Source organism: Deinococcota bacterium (assembly GCA_030858465.1).
In the GTDB taxonomy this organism is placed as follows: domain Bacteria; phylum Deinococcota; class Deinococci; order Deinococcales; family Trueperaceae; genus JALZLY01.
The window spans coordinates 1-17590 of record JALZLY010000256.1 but is presented as its reverse complement, the minus strand read 5'-3'; the positions used below and the strand labels follow the sequence as shown (position 1 = coordinate 17590).

The following is a 17590-nucleotide window of genomic DNA, read 5'->3' as shown; positions in this document are numbered from 1 at the left end:
GGGTGAAGCCGGCCGCCGCCGAGCTCGGCGATGAGCGCCGCCGCCCGCGCCGCGGCCAGGGGCGGCAGGTCGGGGTCGACGCCGCGCTCGAAGCGGTAGCTCGCCTCGGTCGACAGGCCCAGGCGCTTGGCGGTCTTGCGCACGGTCACCGGGTCGAAGTGAGCGACCTCGAGAGCGACGTCTTGCGTCGCCCCTTTGACGCTGTGATGAAGCCCGCCGATCACCCCCGCGACGCCGATGGGTTTTGTGTCTCCTGTCCCATCCGGGGTTGTTATCAGCAAATCCTGAACGCTGAAATCATAGCGCGCCTCGTCGAGTGCGAGCAGACCCTCCCCTTCCTGCGCCCGTCGCACCACGATGCTGCCCGCCGTCAGGTCGGCGCGGTCGTAGGCGTGCGAGGGCTGGCCCAGCTCGAAGGTGACGTAGTTCGTCACGTCCACGACGTTGTTGCGGGGCCTGAGGCCGACGGCGGCGAGGCGGCGCTGGAGCCACAGCGGGCTCGGCCTGACCGTCACGCCCTGGATGAGCCGCAAGGTGAAGCGAGGGCAGGCGGCGGGGTCTTCGATCTCGACCCTGAGCCCCGTGTCCTCCGCCCCGTCGCCGAGGGCCAGGCCCTCGGCGGGATGACGGTAAGACAGGCCCAGCTTGGCCGCCAGGTCGCGGGCCACGCCCAAGAGGCTGAAGGCGTCGGCGCGGTTGGGGGTGATCTCGAGCTCCAAGATGGTCTCTCCCGGCCACAGCTCGGCGAGAAGCTGGCCGGGCCGAACATCGTCGCCCAGCTCGAGCAGGCCGCCGCCGTAGTCGTAGAGGCCCAGTTCGGCGGGGCTACAGAGCACCCCTTCGCTCTTGACGCCGGCCACCTCGCGCTCGCTGACGGTGACGCCGCCGGAGAGCACCGCGCCGGGTCCGGCGAGCGCGGTGAGCATTCCGGCCCTGGTGTTTGGCGCGCCGGTGACGACGCTATAGACGCGGCTGCCGTCGCTGGCGGTAGCCACCAGCAGGTGGTCGGAACCCTCTACGGGCGCGATCTCCTCTAGCCGCGCGACCACCACGCCTCCGGGCGCGCCCGGCAGCTCGTAGACCCGCTCGACGCCCAGACCGATGCCCGCCAGCAGGTCCGCCAGCTCGGCCGCGGGCGGCAGCTCCGGCAGCAGCTCCGCAAGCCAGCTGTAGGGCAGGTTCATAGCGCGCTCCTGAACTGCCCGAGGACGCGCATGTCGCCGCCGTAGAGGTAGCGGATGTCGGGAACGCCGTAGGAGACGAGTGCCAGGCGCTCGATGCCGAAGCCGAAGGCGAAGCCGGTCACACCCTCGTAGCCGACGGCTCTAAACACATTGGGATGCACCATGCCGCAGCCGCCCAGCTCGAGCCAGCCCTCCTTGCCGGTGCGCGGATTGGTCCACAGAATCGCGAACTCCCCGCCGGGCTCGACGAAGGGGAAGAAGCTCGGTTGCAGCCGGGTCCTGGCTCCCGTCCCAAAAAAGGCCAGCGCCATCTCCTGGATCGCCCCCTTGAGGTCGCCCATGGTGATGCGCTCGCCCACCACCAGTGCCTCGATCTGGTGGAACATGGCCTCGTGGGTGGCGTCTACGGCCTCGTTGCGAAAGACCCGGCCCACCCCCACGGTCTTGAAGGGCGGCCTGTGGGCCTCCATGTAGCGCACCTGAATGGGGCTGGTGTGGGTCCTCAAGACCCGGCCGTCGGTGGTCCAAAAGGTGTCCTGGAGGTCGCGCGCCGGGTGGTGGTCGGGGGTGTTGAGGGCGTCGAAGTTGTGGTACTCGGTTTCCAGCTCGGGCCCTACCGCCACGTCGTACCCCAGCGACCTGAACACGTCGCTGAGGCGGCCGATGACGCGCGTCAGAGGGTGCAGCCCGCCCGCCTGAAAGCCGTAACCGGGCAGGGTCACGTCCACGCCCTCGGCCTCGAGCCGGCGGTTCAGCTCGGCCGCCTCGAGCGCCTCCTTGCGCGCGCCCAAGGCCTCCTCGACGGCCGTCTTGAGCAGGTTGACGGCCCTTCCCTCCTCCCTTCGCGCCTCGGGCGACAGCCCGCTCAAGCCCTTGAGCCGCTGGGTGAGCAGGCCCTTCTTGCCCAGATACTTGACTCGCAGCTCCTGCAGGGCTTGCAAGGTGGGCGCGGCGGCGATCTCCTCTGGCGCTCTTGGCATGGTCACTCCTTAAAAGAAAAACGCACCACCCAAAGGGCAGCGCGGCGTGCGTGAGCTGTGTCGCTCACGCTTAGGTGCTAAAGTGGCGGGCCGGGTGGCCGTTCATGGCCTAGAGTCTAGCCCCTAGGCCCCAAAGCTGTCAACAAACGGGGCTTCGCCTTGGCGCGCCTCTTCTGGCGTTTCGGGCTGCGGCACTACGCGGGGGCGTCGGCGTAGGTTTCGGCCCAAGACTTGGCTCAGGGTGCGCCCCACGGTGAGATGAAGACGTAAACCCACTCCAAAACGAATAGGCAGCACCCGTCCCTGGCAGCGTGGTGTTAAGCGCTGTCATCGCTGAGCATCTTGATAATGTGCTTGGCAAGACGCTCATTGATTTCGCGGTGCCTGGGTATGGGTTGAGAGATTTTCGTCCGAGGGCTCTGGTACCAATCATGATTGCCACCATGACGGATAAATATACAGCCCATCCTCTCAAGCTGCTTGAGCAAATCCCGTCGCTTCACGCCACTTCAAGTTCGGCGACACGACGAACATTGGGAATGTTACCACCACTCAGTTCCTTGTAGAGATCAACAAGGTTCTCTCGCAGCTCGATTTCACTTTCAGCTTGCGTCCAGTAATCAGGAAATTCTTCCAGGTATCCTAACCACGTTCCCTCGTCTTGCCAATACACGTACCTCAGTTTCATGTCTGCATTGTAGCCGAAGCTGCGCCGAAGCACCTTAAGGATTCGGTCAGGGGTGCAGCCCAACCACTGAAGAGCCCGAAACCAAGCGTTCTCTGCGTTTTGAAGGGTAGCGGCTGCATCTGCGGCGTGTAGTTGGGTGGCAGAATGAAGGCTGTTGAAGGCTGCTCGGTCGCAAAGGGGCCTGGCGGGCAGACCTAATTGGCCTCTTGAGGAGCTATGTGAGGAGCTACGACCTGCCGCCCGAAGGACCAGGCGAGTTCCGGCGGCGGCTCCAGGAGGCGAAAGCCCAGCCGGTCGAGGATGAGGTCGCCGACGACGGGGCTGTAATGCGACACGTCCAGGTAGTAGCGGTTGGACCCCCCCGTAAGGTCGGCGCCCGCGAAGGGGTTGGGAGCGGTGAAGTCCCAGAGCGTGAGCTCGAGCTCGGCGGCCAGGGCGTAGAGGGCTCGCTGCCAGTGGGCGTAGCGAGGAGCCAGCCCCGCCCTTTCGAGCAGCGCCCACTCGTCTTCATGCAGGGGCGAGATGAAGAGGCGCAGCTCGAGCCCTCCGCCTTTGGCCTCGTGTAAAACATCCGCGAGCGCCGCCAAGCCGCTCTCGTCCAGAACGAAGCCGTCGTAGCGGAGGTTGCTGGCCTCGGCGGCCAGCCGCTCGAGCATGTCGGCGCTCCTCGGCTCGCTGTGCTTGAAGCCGTTGGCGGCCCAGGTGCCGTCGGGGTCGCGCTGGGGCCGGCGCAGCGCCAGGGCGGCGCGGACATTGGTGAGCGCGCTGGGAAAGGCGTTCAGGACGAAGTTGAGCGTGCCCAGGTCGGGGTCGAAGCCGTCCTCCCAGGGCACCCGCGCGTCGAAGGCGAAAAAGTCGAAGCCGAAGACGACCGTCCGCGCCCGGGTCCAGCGCAGGGCGTGGCGCAAGTAGGCCACCGACTCGTGGATGCGCATCGAGGACAATCCCAAGTTGTAAGCCTCCGCCGCGGGGCCGCTCAGGCGCTCCGGGTCCATGCCCCGGTAGACGCGGCTGCTGCCGATGAGGATGAGCTCGGGCTGGCGGGTGACCACCTGCAGGGCCTTGGCGAAGCGCATCTGGGTGTTGAGCAGCCGGTTTTCGCCGCGCCCGTTCTCCGTCCAGGGCGGCGCCTCGCGCCACAGCCAGTAGGGATCGACCGCCACCAGCAGCGCGCCGGTCAAGACGACGAGCGCGGCCATGGCGGCGAGGGTAAAGGTAACGAAGCGAGCGGGGGACATCTTCTCTGGGGACATCTTCTAGAAGTTGAAGTAGATGAACTCGTTGAGCCTCTGCATGTTCTGCACGGCGACCACGAAGAGCGCGGAGACGGCTAAACCGAGGCCCAGGCTGGGCCGCCAGCGCGGGCGCGGCAGCTCGCGCCGCACCCAGCGCACCGAGGCGGGCAACGTCAGGCTGAGACCGAGGACGGCTATGAGCAGCGCCAGGCTGCGCAGGCCGATGATGCTCGAGCCCGCCGCCGCGCCCAGGCCGAACATGCTCGCGTAGAGGTGCAGCGCCCCGCCCAGGCTCTCGGCGCGGAAGAGCACCCAGGCCAGCATCACGGCGACGAAGGTGAGCAGCCAGCCCAGCGGGCGCGCCCCCCTCAGCAGGACGGCGGCAGGGGTCCGCGTCCAGCCGTAGTTCGCCGCCAGATAGAGCCCGTGCAGCCCGCCCCAGAGGACGAAGGTCCAGCCCGCGCCGTGCCAGAGGCCGCCTAAGAGCATGGTGACCATCAGGTTCAGAGCGGTGCGGAGGGGCCCAAAGCGGTTGCCGCCCAGGGGGATATAGAGATAGTCGCGCAAAAAGGCGCCCAGCGTGATGTGCCAGCGCCGCCAGAACTCGCCTACGCTGGTCGAGCGGTAGGGCAGGTCGAAGTTGATGGGCAGGCGCACGCCGAACATGTGGCCGAGGCCGAGCGCCATATCGGAGTAGCCCGAAAAGTCGAAGTAGAGTTGCAGGCTGTAGGCCAAGGTGCCGCCCCAGGCGTCCATGGGACTCAAGGCCGCACCGGTCTCGGCGGCCGCGAAGACCTCGTTGGCCCAGGGTGCGACCCCGTCGGCGAGGATCACCTTCTTGAAGAGGCCGATGACGAAGAGTGTCAAGCCCTGAGCCAGTCCCTGCCAGGGAACGGTTCTCGGCAGGCGCGCGAACTGCCCCGAGACCTGCGCGTAGTGGACGATGGGGCCGGCGATAAGCTGCGGAAAGAAGACCATGAACAGCGCGTAGTTCAAAAAGCCGCGCCAGATGAGTTTGCCACGGTAGGCGTCGACGAGAAAGGCGAGCTGCTGAAAGGTGAAAAAGGAGATGGCCAGGGGCAGCGCGATAGCGATCAGCCCGCCCGACCTGCCCAAGGCGAGGTTGGCGGTCTCGAGAAAAAAGTCCGCGTATTTGAAGTAGCCGAGCAGGCTCAGGTTGAAGACGACGCCAAGGACGAGCCAGGCGCGCCGCCCCGCTTGCCGGTGCATGATGCGCCAGCCGATCCCGTAGTTGACCAGCACGGAGAGCAGGAGCAGCGGCAGGTAGGCGGGATTCCACCAGCCGTAGAACAAGAGGGAAGCCAAGACGAGCCAGCCCGCGGCCCAAGGCCTGCCCAACCGGAAGCGCAAGAGATAGAAGGTGAGCAGGACAACCGGCAAAAAGAGGAAGACGAAGACGTGAGAATTAAAGAGCACCTGGCCTAGGATACCTGGTTTGCAAGGGGTTTTTTCAAGGCACCTGTAGCAGCGTCCCGTGGCGCGTTTGCCTGATGGGGCCAAGAGAAGCGAGGCCAACAAAAACGCCCCCAGACAGCTTCTGGGGGCGTCGGTACCCGCCTGCGTTCTAGAGGATAAAGTCAGCCTCCTAGCAGGGGGAAAGCTCAGTTACCCTCGACGGGTACCTCCACTGGTTCTAGATAAATTTGAAATCTTAGACCACCTCCTTTCCGTGGTGAAGAAAGTGTACTCGCTACGAAGCGAGAACCTTGTGTTTTACGTCACTGTTGAGGCGCCTTGACGCGCCTTTGGGTGCGGCCAAATAGACCGAGTCCAAAATCGTGGACAAGCCCAAGGGGCTGGGCTAGAATCGGATGATAGTCAAGGAGGCTTCGGTGCTCAGCACACCCGAGAAAATTCTTTTCGTCCTGTTGGCGGCCATATCGCTCTACTTCAGCTACCTCGGCTTCAAGCGCGTCAGAGACGTGATCGTCAGGGGCGAGAAGGGCTTCTATCCGCGCTACAACCTGCTGACCAGGCGCGTCGCCGACGCGCTCAGGCGCACCATCACGCAGGTGACGGTCTTTCGCGACCGGCCCGTGGCGAGCTTTTTTCATTCCTTCATCTTCTACGGCTTCATCTTCTACGCCGTCGTCAACGTCGTCGACTTTTTGGAGGGCTTCGTCCCGCCGACCATCACCCACAGCCTGAACTTCGGCGTTGCCGGCAGCTTCTACCGCTTGGGTGGCGACCTCTTCAGCGCGCTGGTGATCATCGGGGTGGTCTTCTTTCTGTGGCGGCGCTTCGTCACCCGGCCCAAAAGGCTCGCCTTCGGCAACGAGCGCACCCTCCTGCACGAGGGGGTCACGGCTGGCCGGGTGACGGGCGACAGCCTCATCGTCGGCTTCTTTATCCTCGGTCACGTCGGCTTTAGGATGCTGGCGATGGCCGCGCTGATCGCTTACGAAGGCGTCTTGGACCCCTGGCAGCCCGTGGCGAGCGCCCTGTCGCTGCTGATTCCCAACGCTCCCGGCGCCCTCGCCGTCTGGCACATAGGCTGGTGGGGTGCCCTGGGGCTGATCCTGCTCTTCCTGCCCTACTTTCCCCGTTCAAAGCACATCCACCTCTTCATGGCGCCCGTCAACTTCGCCCTCGAGCGCCGCGACGAGGCGGGCCGCAAGGTGCCCTTAGGCGCCCTCGAGCCCATCGACTTCGAGGACGAGGCGGCCGAGCAGTTTGGTGTCGCCAGGCTCGAGCACTACCGCGAGCCGCAGCTCTTAGACGCCTACGCCTGCATCATGTGCAACCGCTGCACCAACGTCTGCCCGGCGCACGCCACCGGCAAGGCGCTCTCGCCCTCGGCCATCGAGATCAACAAGCGCCTGGAGATCAACGAGATCGCGCCCGCCTTTGCCGGCGGCGAGCCGAGCCCCAGGGGCGTGATGGACTTCGTCCTCAACGAGGAGTCGCTCTGGGCCTGCACCACCTGCGGCGCCTGCATCGAGATCTGTCCGGTCGGCTGCGAGCAGATGATCGACATCGTCGACATCCGCCGCGACCGCGTGATGATGGAGGGCGAGTTCCCGGCCGAGCTCAACACCGCCTTTCGCGGCATGGAGCGCGCCGGTAACCCCTGGGGCCTGTCGCAGGACAAGAGAGGCGACTGGACCGAAGGCCTACAGGTGCCCACGACCCAAGACAACCCCGACTTCGAGGTCCTCTACTGGGTGGGCTGCGCCGGGGCCTACGACCCCAAGGCGCAGGGCATCGCTCGCGCGATGGTGGAGATCTTAGAACGCGCCGGGGTCAACTACGCCATCTTGGGCAAGCGCGAGAAATGCACGGGCGACCCGGCCCGGCGCGCCGGCAACGAGTACCTCTACCACGGGCTCGCGTCTGAGAACGTCGAGGTCCTGAACGACGCCCTGATCGACGAAAGGCTCGACGCGAGCAAACCCAAACGGGTGGTGGCGACCTGCCCCCACTGCTTCAACGCCCTCAAGAACGACTACCCGCAACTAGGCGGTGATTATAAAGTCGTCCACCACACCCAGCTCCTGGACGAGCTGATGAGCCAGGGCAAGCTGCCGCCGATGGACCTCTCCGGTGACGTCACCTACCACGACCCCTGTTATCTGGGCCGCCACAACGGCGAGTACGAGGCGCCGCGCGAGGTCCTCAAGGGCTCGGGCCTGAACCTCACCGAGCTGCCCCGCAACAAGAACAACTCCTTTTGCTGCGGCGCGGGTGGCGCGCAGTTCTGGAAGGAGGAGGAACCGGGGAGAGAGCGCGTCTCCGAAAACCGCATGCGGGAGATTGTCGAGACGGGCGCGCCGGTGGTTGCCGCGGCCTGCCCCTTTTGCAAGGTGATGCTGTCGAGCTCGGACAGCGCCGGGGCGGAGGGCGCGCCGCAGGTCCTGGACATCGTCGAGATCATCGCGGGCAGGATGAGCGCTATCGAAAAGAAGCTCGGCGCGGCGCCGGCCGATTAGGACGCCCACGATTAGGACGTTTGTCCTACCGGCCGCGTCCGGCGGCCGCCTTATACTTGACGGATGAAACAGCGCCTGATCCCCCTCGCCGCGCTCGGCCTCTTTGCCCTCTTGACGATGGGCTTCAGCCTCTACCAGATCGGCCGCTCCTCGGCCTCCGCCCACGCCTTCGCGGGCACCGAGGTGCGCGATCCGCCCGACCTGAGCGGCCTCAGCCTGGTCGGCGACGACGGTACGGCGAGGGGGCTCGAGAGCTGGGCGGGCGAGACCCTCTTGGTCTTTTTCGGCTTCACCCACTGCCCCGACGTCTGCCCGCTGACGATGGCCTATCTGGCGGGCCTCTACCAGGACCTGGGCGAGCCGGGCGACCTGCAGGTGGTGATGATCACGGTGGACCCGGCGCGCGACAGCCCGGAGGTCATGAGGGACTACGTGAGCGGCTTCCATCCCGATTTCGCGGGCCTGACCGGCAGCGCCGAGGCGATCACCCAGGCGGCCTCGCGCTTTTACATCGGCCACCAACGCGGCGCGGACGGCATGGTCATCCACACCGACGTGGTCTTGCTGGTGGACCGTCAGGGGCGGATGCGCTACGTCTACAACCAGGATAACCTCAGCTATCTAGAAGAGGACCTTGCTTACGTTCTGGCAACGTCTGGCTGGTAAACATCCGGCTGGTAAACGTCCGGTTGGCAAAGGACATGCCGCCAAGGGACTAGGCCTCATCGTGCTCCTTCTCGGCCTGACGCTCGCCCATCACCCGGAGCACCTGCGCGTTTCCGAGCTGGCCGTGTTGAGCACCGCCGAGGGAAGGTTCTTGCAGATGCGCGTAGACCTTGAAGAGGGCGGGCCCTTGCGGCTCCGCTCGGTGGTGGTGGACGGCGAGAGCGCCGTGCTCGAGCACCGGGACGCCGGCGCCTACCGGTCGGTGGCGAGCGTCGTCACGGGCGTGGGCGTGCAGCGCTTCGGCGCCGACACGCCCTACCGCATCCGCCTTCACGATACGGTCCTGGCGGACAAGGGCTACGGCGACAGCCTCCGCCTAAGCGCCCTCTTCGAGCCGGGCTATCTCATCAGCCAGGAGATAAGGGTGAGCACCCTGCCGCTTCCCTGGCTGCTGGCGGGGCTCGCCGCTGTGGTCGGGCTGGCTCTCTGGCCGCTCCTGCGGCGGGTGAGGCGCCAGCAAAGGGCGCCCGGTGACGGACGCTGATAAAGTGATAAAGAAACCAGATTGACCGGTTCTAAGAGGGCTCGAGCGCGCGCACCTTGCTGAGCAGGTAGTCGATGACCTCGGTCGCCGAGTACTCGAGCGCCCCCGGCTGCACGAAGCGCCCGATGGTCATGAGCTCGTCGCCGCTGGTGATGATGGGACGCTCGACCTCGCCGTTCTTCTGGATCTGCGGCAGGCCCACGTCGGCCATGAGCGCGTTGCAGAGGCACTTGCGGCCCACGGTCTCCTCTACGGCGCCGTCCTTCTTGAGGTAGGTGTCGACGGGTTCGCTGGCGCAGCGGTAGCCGACGCCGCCGTCCTCCTGGCGGTAGGCCTCGCGCAGGTAGCCGAGGTCGCAGACGCGCGTGCGTTTTAGGTAAACCTCTTCTTGGGCGTTGGTGCCGTCAAGCTGCACGACCTTGAAGGGAAAGCCGGTGGGCGAGGCCCTGGGGTCGGTGTGGACGCTGATCTCGCCCTTTAGGGCCTTGGTCAGGATCTCGCGCTTCATGTCGCTCTCGATGCCCGACTCCTTGCTGTAGGCAAAGAGCGTGCCGACCTGCACGCCCGCGCCGCCCAAGGCCAGGATCTCCTCGACCCTTTCGGGCGTGGCCGCGCCGCCCGCCACCCAGAAGGGCAGGCCGATGTCGCGGATCTTCTCGAGGTCCACCACGTCCCGCTCGCCGTAGATGGGCTCGCCGTCCTCGCTGTAGTGAACGGTGCCGCGCGGCGGCGCATTGTGGCCGCCAGCGGTCGGCCCCTCGATGACGAAGCCCTGCACCGGCCCCGTCGCCTTCTTGCTGAGCATGGTGGCGAGCGAGTTCGAGGCGATGATCGGCAAGAAGGCGGGCCGGGCGATAGGGTCGGGCTGGTCATCGTAGAACTCCATCGGGTCGAAGCGCAGGAACTCGGCCTCGTCCTTGCCCAGGCCCACCACGTCGAACCTGATGGCGGCCTCCTTGTGCTCGGCGAACTTGTCGAGCGCGCCGGGAATCTCCCGAGGAATGCCCGCGCCCATCAAGACGTAGTTGACGCCCGCCAGCATGGCGCCGTAGAGCGAGGCCAGGTTGGGCATCTGCACCTTGGTGAGCAGGTTGACGCCGACGGGGCCGCGGTGGCCTTCCTTGGCCAAAAAGACCTCGACGAAGTTGCCGAGCACGGTCACGCCGCGCAGGAACTTGCTGCCGACTTGGGTGTACATGGGGAGGCGCTTGTAGGCTTGGCCGGGAGCGCGGCCCTCGGCCAGAAAGTAGCGCTTGAGGACGTCCTCGGCGATGTCGGGAAAGGGAAAATGGGCCATGGCCCGGCGCATGTGGCCGCCGACGTCGCCGTCTTGCAGGCGGCGCACCAGCACCGAATCGATGGCCGTGCCCGAGACGACGCCGAGCTGGCTTCTCATGGCGACGGTCTTTGCCAAGACCCAGTTGGACACGGCGACGCCCATGCCGCCTTGGATGACGATGGGGTTCGTTTTGCCGCTCAGGCTTGTCGGCATGGCTTGGTCGGGCTGCATGCCCTAGGCTACCGCATAACGCCTGACGGCGTGGCGCTCACATGACATTGGGCACTTGACGCCAGGCACTTGACTTGACACCAGGCACTTGACGCCGGGCACTTGACGCCGGGCACTTGGGGCACTTGACACCGGGCACTTGACAGCGGCTGTCGAGCACCGGCAGCCTTTTACAACTACAAGAGGGAGCGCTCGAGCGCGAAGTCGCTCAAGGCGTCGGGATAGAAGCTGTACTGGCCGCGGGTGCCCGCGAGAACGCCGAGCGTACGCATCTCGCCCAGCGTCGCGGTGGTGGTCTCGCGGGCGGCGCCGATCATGGCCGCCAAGGTGTCGTGGGTGAGCGGCAGCTTGAGCAGGACGCGGCCGTCGCCGGCGGTCTGGCCGAAGCGGGCGCCGAGCCGCAAGAAGGCGCGGGCGAGCCGGGCCGGGGTAGGCAGCTCGCCGTCCTCGAGCGCGTCGTGGGCGCGCCTCAAGTGGACGGTGGTGGCGGTGAAGACGTCGTCCTTGAGCCCCGGGTCGAGCGCGACGTGGTCGGCGGGGATGACGGTGACGCGCACGCCCTCGCTGAGCGCGGTGACGTTCAGGGCGTAGCCGCTGCCGGTGACGCTGATGGCGCCCACCAGGTCGCCCGGCCCCACCAGGCTGATGACGCGCTCGCGCCCGCTTATGACGTCGAAGCCCTGCTTGAGCAGGCCCTCCTCGACCCGAAAGAGACTCTCGGCCTCGTCGCCCAGGCGGTAGAGGCTGTCGCCCTTGCCCAGGCTGAGGCTGGGGTAGTCCTGATAGATCGCCTTGTGCGGCGGCAGGCCGAAGGGCTGGGGCAGGTGCAGGGTAGGGGCGCTCATGCTTCTAGTGTAGCGGAAGAAGCGTCCCGCGAACGTCTCTTGAGCGGTAAGACGTCACGGGTGCGCGGCGCCGACCAGGGCGTCCCAGGTCCCATGCTCCGCCAGCAGGCGCTCGAGCTCCGCCGTGATCCTCCCTGCCGCGCCCCCGTCACGCCACAGGGCGGTGCCCACCGACACCAGCGAGGCCCCGGCCAGGGCGAGCTCGAGGGCGTCCTCGGCGCTCGCTATCCCGCCCATGCCGATGATCGGCAGGCTGCTCGCCCGGTAGACCCCGTAGACCATGCGCACCGCCAGCGGCAGCAGGGCCGGGCCGGAGAGGCCGCCGGTAAGGTTGGCGAGCGCGGGCTTGCGGCTGCCGAGACCGATGCGCATGGCGGTGAGCGTGTTGATCAGCGAGAGGGCGTCGGCGCCGCCCCGCTGGGCGGCCTCGGCGGTCTTGAGCGGGTCGGTGTTGGGCGAGAGCTTGGCGGAGACGGGCAGGCTGCTAGCCTCCTTGACGCGGCGCAGCACCTCCTCTGTGGCCGCGGCGTCGGCGGCGAAGGGGACTCTGCCCTCGTGGACGTTGGGGCACGACAGGTTGACCTCGAGCAGGTCCGGAATAGTTCCCAGCCTCTCGGCGACGGCCGCGAACTCCGCGGCGCTGTCGCCGACGATGCTGGCGATAACGACCCCAGCGAAGCGCTCCCGCAGCCGCGGGAGGGCCACCTCGGCGTAGTGCTCCGCACCCAAGTTCTCGAGGCCGATGGCGTTGAGCCAGCCGCCCGGCGCCGTAGCAAAGCGCGGCTCGGGGTTGCCCCCGCGCGGGCGCAGGCTGATGCTCTTGGTGGTGATGCCGCCCAGGACGTTCAGGTCGAGCGTGGGGTGAGCTTGACCGCAGTCGAAGGGGGTGGCCGAGGAGAGGATGGGGGTTTTGAAGCTGAGCCCCAGGAGACGAGTGGGCTTCAAGCGCCGCGCCTCTCGAAGACCAGCTTGCCGCGCACGAAGGTGGCGACGGGCCAGCCCTTTAGCGCCTGGCCGTCCCAGGGGCTGAACTTGGCCTTGCTCTTAAAGCTTGCGGGTTCGACCGCGCGCGCCGTCTCCAGGTCGAGCACCGTCACGTCGGCCGGCCTGCCGGGCTCCAGCGTCGGCGTCGCCCAGCCCATGGCCTTCGCCGGGCCCTCCTGGAGGAGCCGTAGGAGCGCCGAGAACTCGAGCTCGCCCGCGAGGACGAGCTCGCTGTAGAGGAGCGGAAAACAGACCTCGAGGTTGGCGATGCCGAAGGGGGCCTCCAAGAGGTCGGCGTCCTTTTCCGCTCGAGTGTGCGGGGCGTGGTCGCTGCCTATATTGTCCACCACCCCGCGCCGGACGGCCTCGCGCAAGCAGGCCACGTCCGCGGCGGTCCTGAGCGGCGGGGCGACCTTGTAGATGGGATCGAAGCTTTCAAAGATCTCGTCGGTGAGGGTGAGGTGGTGCGGCGTCACCTCGGCGGTAACGGGCGCGCCCTGGGCCTTGAACCACTCGACCACCTGCATCCCGCGCTTCGACGACACGTGGGCGATATGAACCCGCGCGCCCGTCATCAGAGCGATCTCGCAGTCGCGGTAGATCATCACCGCCTCGGCCTGTGTGGGGTTGCCGGGCAGGCCCAGGCGCTGGCTCACCGCGCCCTCGTTCATCACCCCGTCCGCGCGCAAGGAAGGGTCCTCGGAGTGGGTCTGGATGACCAGGCCGAGCTCGCTAGCGTACTCGCCCGCGCGGCGCATGAGGTGGCCGTCGCCGACGGGTAGGCCGTCGTCGGTGATCATCACCGCGCCGGCGTCCTTGAGCGCGGCGAAGTCGGTGAGCGCCTTGCCCTTTAGACCGCGGCTGAGGGCGGCGGCGGGGCGCAGCCGGGCCCCGCCGAGACGCTCGGCTTTGGCGATCAGCTCGGCCACGATGTGCGGCTCGTCGACGACCGGCGCGGTGTTGGCCATGCTGACGACCACACCGTAGCCCCCGGCCGCGGCCGCCGCCAGGCCGCTGCTGAGGTCCTCCTTGCTCTCCTGGCCGGGCTCGCGCAGGTGGGCGTGGAGCTCCACAAAGGCCGGGGTGACGACCTTGCCTCCAGCGTCGTAGTCGAAATCGGTTTCGCCGCCCAGGTCGACGCCCTCGATGAGGCCGTCGTTTAGGTAGAGGTCAGCCTGGCCCTGCTCGCCCCTGGCGTCCAGCAAGCGGGCGTTGCTGATGACGGTTCGCATTATCTTTTTCCCACCAGCAGGTGATAGAGCACCGCCATGCGCACGGGCACGCCGTTGGCGACCTGCCTTTCGATGACGCTGCGCCCGCTGTCGGCGAGGGCGCCCGAGAGTTCCACGTCGCGGTTCATCGGTCCCGGGTGCATGACGAGGGCGCCCTCGTGGGCCAGCCCCATCACCTCTTCGCTGAGCCCGTAGCGCGCCCGGTACTCGGCGACGGAAGTCAGGAAGCCGCCCGCCATGCGCTCGAGCTGGAGCCGCAGGGCCATCACCGCGTGGGCGCCCGCTACGGCCTCTGCCAAGCTGAAGACGCGCCTTACGCCCTCGCCCTCGAGCTCCTGGGGCACCAGCGTGGCGGGCCCGCAGAGGACGACCTCGCCGCCCAGCTTGGTCCACAGTTCGATGTTCGAGCGGGCGACCCTTGAGTGCAGGATGTCGCCGACGATGACGAGCTTCTTGGCTGCAAAACCGTCGAAATGGGGAAATTCCTTCATGAAGGTATAGGCGTCCAAGAGCGCCTGGGTCGGGTGGGCGCGGCGGCCGTCGCCGGCGTTGACGACCGCAGCCTCCGTCCAGCGCGCGAGCTGGTGGGGCACCCCGGCCACCGCGTGGCGCACCACGTAGAGGTCGGCCTGCATGGCGCCCAAGGTCCTTAAGGTGTCGCGCAGGGATTCGCCCTTGGCGAGGCTCGAGCCGCCGGCGGCAAAGGAGATCACCTCGGCGCTCTGCGCCCGGGCGGCGCGCTCAAAGGAGAGGCGGGTGCGCGTCGAGTTCTCGAAAAAGAGTGTGCCCACGGTGAAGCCCTGCAGGGCCGGCACCCGCTTGATGGTGCGCTGCATGACCTGGGCCATCACGTCCGCCGTCTTGAAGAGGGCCTCTACCTCTTCCCTCGTCCAGTCCCGGAAGTCCAGAAGATGCCGCTTCTTGACGATCTCGGCCCTAGGGGTCTCGAGCGTCACCGTCATGCCGCCCCTCCCCGCTCCTCCCACAGCTCCACGGCCTCTTCGAAGTCCACGCTGTCGAGCTTGACCTTGACCAGTTCCTGACGGCTCGTCGGCACGTTCTTGCCCACATAATCGGCGCGAATGGGCAACTCGCGGTGGCCGCGGTCGATCAGCACGGCCAGCTGGATGACCGCCGGTCGGCCCAGGTCGATGAGCGCGTCCAGCGCCGCGCGCGCGGTGCGCCCGGTGTAGAGCACGTCGTCGCAGAGCACGATGCTCATGCCCTCTACGCCAAAAGGCAGCTCGGTCTTTTTCACCACCGGCTGCAGGGCGATCTCGCTCAGGTCGTCGCGGTAGAGGGTGATGTCGAGCTTGCCGATGGGCGGCCTCACCCCCTCGAAGCTGTCGATGAGTTCCGCCAGGCGCTCGGCGATCGGCACGCCCCGGGTGTGGATGCCCACCAGCGCCAAGCCCTCGGCGCCCTTGTTGTTCTCGATGATCTGGTGGGCGATGCGCGCCAGGGCCCGGCCGAGTTCCGCCGCGCTCATCAGCTCGGCCTTGCGGCTAAAGGTCATAGCCGGCCTCCCAAAGGCGGCCTCCCAGAAAAAAGCGCCGACAGGTCGGCGCGCGCTGGATCCTTGTGTGGTTTGGTCGTGTCACCTTTTTCTCCTTCCCGGCCTCGCTGGACCGAATTAAAGGACTCGCGTCCAGTCTAAGCCGCCCCCGCCGTTTGGTCAAGCGCCGGAGCGCCCGCTCGCATAAGCAGGTGAGCGTCGCCAGGGAGCGGTCCGGCGACAGGTGTCTACGCCCTTATCTACTCCTTGAGCCCCTCGCCGGCCTCGTGCGCCTCCAGGGGCATCTCGGGGATGAGCGCGACCGCTTCGATCTCGATGCTCACGTCCTTGGGCAACCTGGCCACCTCGACGGCGCTGCGCGCGGGCGGGTCGTCGCCGAAGAACTCGGCGTAGACCTCGTTCATGGCGGCGAAGTCGTTCATATCCTTCATGAAGCAGGTGCACTTGACGACCAGGGTGAGGCTCGAGCCGCCCGCCTCCAGGACCGCCCGCAGGTTGCTGAGCACCTGGCGGGTCTGGGCCTTGATGTCGCCCTCTACCAGCTCGCCCTCGGGGCTGAGGGGAATCTGCCCGGAGGTGAAGAGCAGGTTGCCGACGGCGACCGCCTGCGAGTAGGGGCCGATGGCGGCGGGCGCCTGGTCGGTGGCGATGGGGGATTTCATCGTCGTTCTCCTTCTTGGGTTAGCGTCGACGAGACAGGAGTCGGAATTCAGGAACCAGAAAAAATCAGCTGAGGCCTGAGCTCTGCCTTCTGTCGAGTCTACCTCAGGCTGAAGACGAGGATCAGCACGAGCAGCGCCGCGCAGCCCATGAGCCAGTAGCGCTGCGGGTACCAGGGCCGGCGCCGGAGCGTCGAGAGGGCGTCCTGGAGGGGAAAGGCTTCCTCGACGCGGCGGACGCCGCTCATCGTAGCCGTCAGGCTCACCGCCGACAGCTGCACCCCGCTCTCCTGGCTCGGCGCGTAGTTCTTTTTGCGCGCCTCGAGCTCGTCTACGCTCACCACCACGGCGGTTATGTTGTCGGGGCTGCCCTGGGCGTTGGCCTCGTCGATGAGCTGCCTCACCGCCTCCTCGGGCTCGTTTTCCCGGACGATCCGCGCGAGGTGCTCCTCAAAGAGGAGCATGCTGACGCCGTCGCTGCACAAGAGGATGCGGTCACCGCGGCGCAGCTCGAAGAGGCCGAGGTCGAGCTTGATCTCGGGGGTGGCGCCGAGCGCGTTGGTGATGACGCTGCGCCAGCGGTGGCCTTTGGCCTCTTCCTCGGTCAGGAGGCCCTGGCGCACGCGCTCGGCCACCCAGGAGTGGTCCTGGGTGAGCTGCCTAAACTCGCCTTCGCGGACGAGGTAGGCCCTCGAGTCGCCGACGTGGCCGACCAAGCCGACCTGATCGTCTAGGTAGACGAGGGTCAAGGTGGTGCCCATGCCGCGGTTCTCGTCGAAGCGGACGGCGTACTCGTAGATGGCCAGATTGGCGGCCCGGACGGCCCGGGCGATGGCGGCGGGCGGGTGGGCGCGGGCGCGGGCGAACTCGCGAGCGACGATCTGGACCGCCTTTTGGCTGGCGACCTCGCCGGTCTTGTGGCCGCCCATGCCGTCGGCGACCAGGGCCAGGGTGCCGCTCTCGCCGACGGCTTCGACGAAAAAGCTGTCCTGGTTGACCGCCCGGACCTGACCGGCCTCGCTCAGCCCGAAGTAGCGCGTTTTTGTTCCTGACGCCTTCATACCACCTCATGCTCGCCCTCATGCTCGCCGCACCTGGCTCGAAGATCGCTATGCGCCTCGTAAGGGAGTTTACCGCGCCGTGCCCGGCCCTGAGAGATGCGGTAAGCTCGGAGGATGGAGTTCGCCTCTGACATCGCAGCCTCTGACATCGCGGCAGCCGTGGGCCGTGGCGAGAGGAGCGCCGAGAGTGTCGTCGCGGTGGCCTTAGAACGCGCCCACCGGGTCCAGCAGGCTCTCAACGCCTTTATCACGCTCGACGAGGAGGGGGCGCTCGCCACGGCCCGCGCGCTCGACGCCCGCCTCGCCGGGGGCGAAACGGCGCCGGCGCTCGCCGGGGTGCCCGTCGTGGTCAAGGACAACCTCTGCACCAAGGGCTTGCGCACCACCGCCGGCTCCAAGAGCCTGGAGAGTTTCGTGCCGCCTTACCACGCCACGGTGGTGGCGAGGCTCTTGGCAGCCGGCGCGGTCGTCGTCGCCAAGAGCAACCTGGACGAGTTCGGCATGGGCAGCTCGAACGAAAACTCGGCCTATGGCCC

At 67.0% G+C, this 17590-nt stretch carries 18 protein-coding genes; 4 read left to right on the top strand and 14 right to left on the bottom strand.

Features of this window, described 5'->3' with window-relative positions; all coding sequences use genetic code 11:
• The 6 genes from M3498_12930 to M3498_12905 form a co-directional block, all read right to left on the bottom strand.
• A partial coding sequence (locus M3498_12930) for a phenylalanine--tRNA ligase subunit beta (protein MDQ3460187.1) occupies positions 1-1184 on the bottom strand: 1184 nt, incomplete at its 3' end.
• Positions 1181-2164 carry a phenylalanine--tRNA ligase subunit alpha gene (pheS, locus tag M3498_12925; protein ID MDQ3460186.1) on the bottom strand — a complete coding sequence of 328 codons (984 nt, stop codon included), beginning with the start codon at positions 2162-2164 and terminating at the stop codon, positions 1181-1183. The genes pheS and M3498_12930, both read right to left, overlap by 4 nt.
• Before the next feature lie 317 nt (positions 2165-2481).
• Entirely contained in the window at positions 2482-2667 is a 186-nt protein-coding gene (locus M3498_12920) for a type II toxin-antitoxin system HicA family toxin (GenBank protein MDQ3460185.1), read from the bottom strand.
• Complete coding sequence (locus tag M3498_12915; protein ID MDQ3460184.1) at positions 2664-2852, bottom strand: type II toxin-antitoxin system HicB family antitoxin; 189 nt, start codon at positions 2850-2852, stop codon at positions 2664-2666. Before M3498_12915 ends, M3498_12920 begins: the two co-directional genes overlap by 4 nt.
• 194 nt (positions 2853-3046) lie before the next feature.
• Positions 3047-4090 carry a hypothetical protein gene (locus tag M3498_12910; GenBank protein ID MDQ3460183.1) on the bottom strand — a complete coding sequence of 348 codons (1044 nt, stop codon included), beginning with the start codon at positions 4088-4090 and terminating at the stop codon, positions 3047-3049.
• Positions 4091-4108: 18 nt separating this feature from the next.
• Positions 4109-5524 (bottom strand): MBOAT family protein, encoded by a 1416-nt coding sequence (locus M3498_12905; GenBank protein ID MDQ3460182.1) that lies wholly within the window; start codon positions 5522-5524, stop codon positions 4109-4111.
• A gap of 416 nt (positions 5525-5940) precedes the next feature.
• Here M3498_12905 and M3498_12900 point away from each other — a divergent pair, with 416 nt between their 5' ends.
• From M3498_12900 to M3498_12890, 3 genes are all read left to right on the top strand, one after another.
• Entirely contained in the window at positions 5941-8037 is a 2097-nt protein-coding gene (locus M3498_12900; protein MDQ3460181.1) for a (Fe-S)-binding protein, read from the top strand.
• 63 nt (positions 8038-8100) lie between these two features.
• Entirely contained in the window at positions 8101-8703 is a 603-nt protein-coding gene (locus tag M3498_12895; GenBank protein MDQ3460180.1) for an SCO family protein, read from the top strand.
• 61 nt (positions 8704-8764) lie between these two features.
• Positions 8765-9247, top strand: a complete 483-nt coding sequence (locus tag M3498_12890; GenBank protein ID MDQ3460179.1) for a hypothetical protein — start codon at positions 8765-8767, stop codon at positions 9245-9247.
• 31 nt (positions 9248-9278) lie between these two features.
• On the opposite strand, the gene M3498_12885 is transcribed toward M3498_12890, so the two are convergent.
• From M3498_12885 to M3498_12850, 8 genes are all read right to left on the bottom strand, one after another.
• Positions 9279-10757 (bottom strand): nitronate monooxygenase, encoded by a 1479-nt coding sequence (locus tag M3498_12885; protein MDQ3460178.1) that lies wholly within the window; start codon positions 10755-10757, stop codon positions 9279-9281.
• Positions 10758-10933: 176 nt separating this feature from the next.
• The gene (locus tag M3498_12880; protein ID MDQ3460177.1) at positions 10934-11602 is read right to left on the bottom strand and encodes a Crp/Fnr family transcriptional regulator; all 669 of its coding nucleotides are present in this window, start codon (positions 11600-11602) and stop codon (positions 10934-10936) included.
• Between the two features lie 54 nt (positions 11603-11656).
• Positions 11657-12547, bottom strand: a complete 891-nt coding sequence (locus M3498_12875; GenBank protein MDQ3460176.1) for a dihydroorotate dehydrogenase — start codon at positions 12545-12547, stop codon at positions 11657-11659.
• Complete coding sequence (locus M3498_12870) at positions 12544-13818, bottom strand: dihydroorotase (protein MDQ3460175.1); 1275 nt, start codon at positions 13816-13818, stop codon at positions 12544-12546. Before M3498_12870 ends, M3498_12875 begins: the two co-directional genes overlap by 4 nt.
• Entirely contained in the window at positions 13818-14780 is a 963-nt protein-coding gene (locus tag M3498_12865; protein MDQ3460174.1) for an aspartate carbamoyltransferase catalytic subunit, read from the bottom strand. The genes M3498_12870 and M3498_12865 overlap by 1 nt, the downstream gene beginning before the upstream one ends.
• On the bottom strand, positions 14777-15334 hold the full coding sequence (gene pyrR / locus M3498_12860; protein MDQ3460173.1) for a bifunctional pyr operon transcriptional regulator/uracil phosphoribosyltransferase PyrR: 558 nt from the start codon (positions 15332-15334) through the stop codon (positions 14777-14779). Before pyrR ends, M3498_12865 begins: the two co-directional genes overlap by 4 nt.
• Positions 15335-15573: 239 nt before the next feature.
• Positions 15574-15996 (bottom strand): RidA family protein, encoded by a 423-nt coding sequence (locus tag M3498_12855; protein MDQ3460172.1) that lies wholly within the window; start codon positions 15994-15996, stop codon positions 15574-15576.
• Positions 15997-16094: 98 nt separating this feature from the next.
• Entirely contained in the window at positions 16095-17054 is a 960-nt protein-coding gene (locus M3498_12850) for a Stp1/IreP family PP2C-type Ser/Thr phosphatase (GenBank protein MDQ3460171.1), read from the bottom strand.
• 114 nt (positions 17055-17168) lie between these two features.
• On the opposite strand from M3498_12850, the gene M3498_12845 reads away from it, so the two are divergent.
• The coding region (locus tag M3498_12845) for an amidase family protein (protein ID MDQ3460170.1) at positions 17169-17590 on the top strand (422 nt) is incomplete at its 3' end.

Excerpts from the sequence above, each read along its gene's own strand:
- pheS (MDQ3460186.1), bottom strand. The coding sequence starts at position 2,164 with ATGCCAAGAGCGCCAGAGGAGATCGCCGCCGCGCCCACCTTGCAAGCC.
- M3498_12915 (MDQ3460184.1), bottom strand. The coding sequence starts at position 2,852 with ATGAAACTGAGGTACGTGTATTGGCAAGACGAGGGAACGTGGTTAGGA.
- M3498_12910 (MDQ3460183.1), bottom strand. The coding sequence starts at position 4,090 with ATGTCCCCCGCTCGCTTCGTTACCTTTACCCTCGCCGCCATGGCCGCG.
- M3498_12895 (MDQ3460180.1), top strand. The coding sequence starts at position 8,101 with ATGAAACAGCGCCTGATCCCCCTCGCCGCGCTCGGCCTCTTTGCCCTC.
- M3498_12885 (MDQ3460178.1), bottom strand. The coding sequence starts at position 10,757 with ATGCAGCCCGACCAAGCCATGCCGACAAGCCTGAGCGGCAAAACGAAC.
- M3498_12880 (MDQ3460177.1), bottom strand. The coding sequence starts at position 11,602 with ATGAGCGCCCCTACCCTGCACCTGCCCCAGCCCTTCGGCCTGCCGCCG.
- M3498_12870 (MDQ3460175.1), bottom strand. The coding sequence starts at position 13,818 with ATGCGAACCGTCATCAGCAACGCCCGCTTGCTGGACGCCAGGGGCGAG.
- M3498_12865 (MDQ3460174.1), bottom strand. The coding sequence starts at position 14,780 with ATGACGGTGACGCTCGAGACCCCTAGGGCCGAGATCGTCAAGAAGCGG.
- pyrR (MDQ3460173.1), bottom strand. The coding sequence starts at position 15,334 with ATGACCTTTAGCCGCAAGGCCGAGCTGATGAGCGCGGCGGAACTCGGC.
- M3498_12855 (MDQ3460172.1), bottom strand. The coding sequence starts at position 15,996 with ATGAAATCCCCCATCGCCACCGACCAGGCGCCCGCCGCCATCGGCCCC.
- M3498_12850 (MDQ3460171.1), bottom strand. The coding sequence starts at position 17,054 with ATGAAGGCGTCAGGAACAAAAACGCGCTACTTCGGGCTGAGCGAGGCC.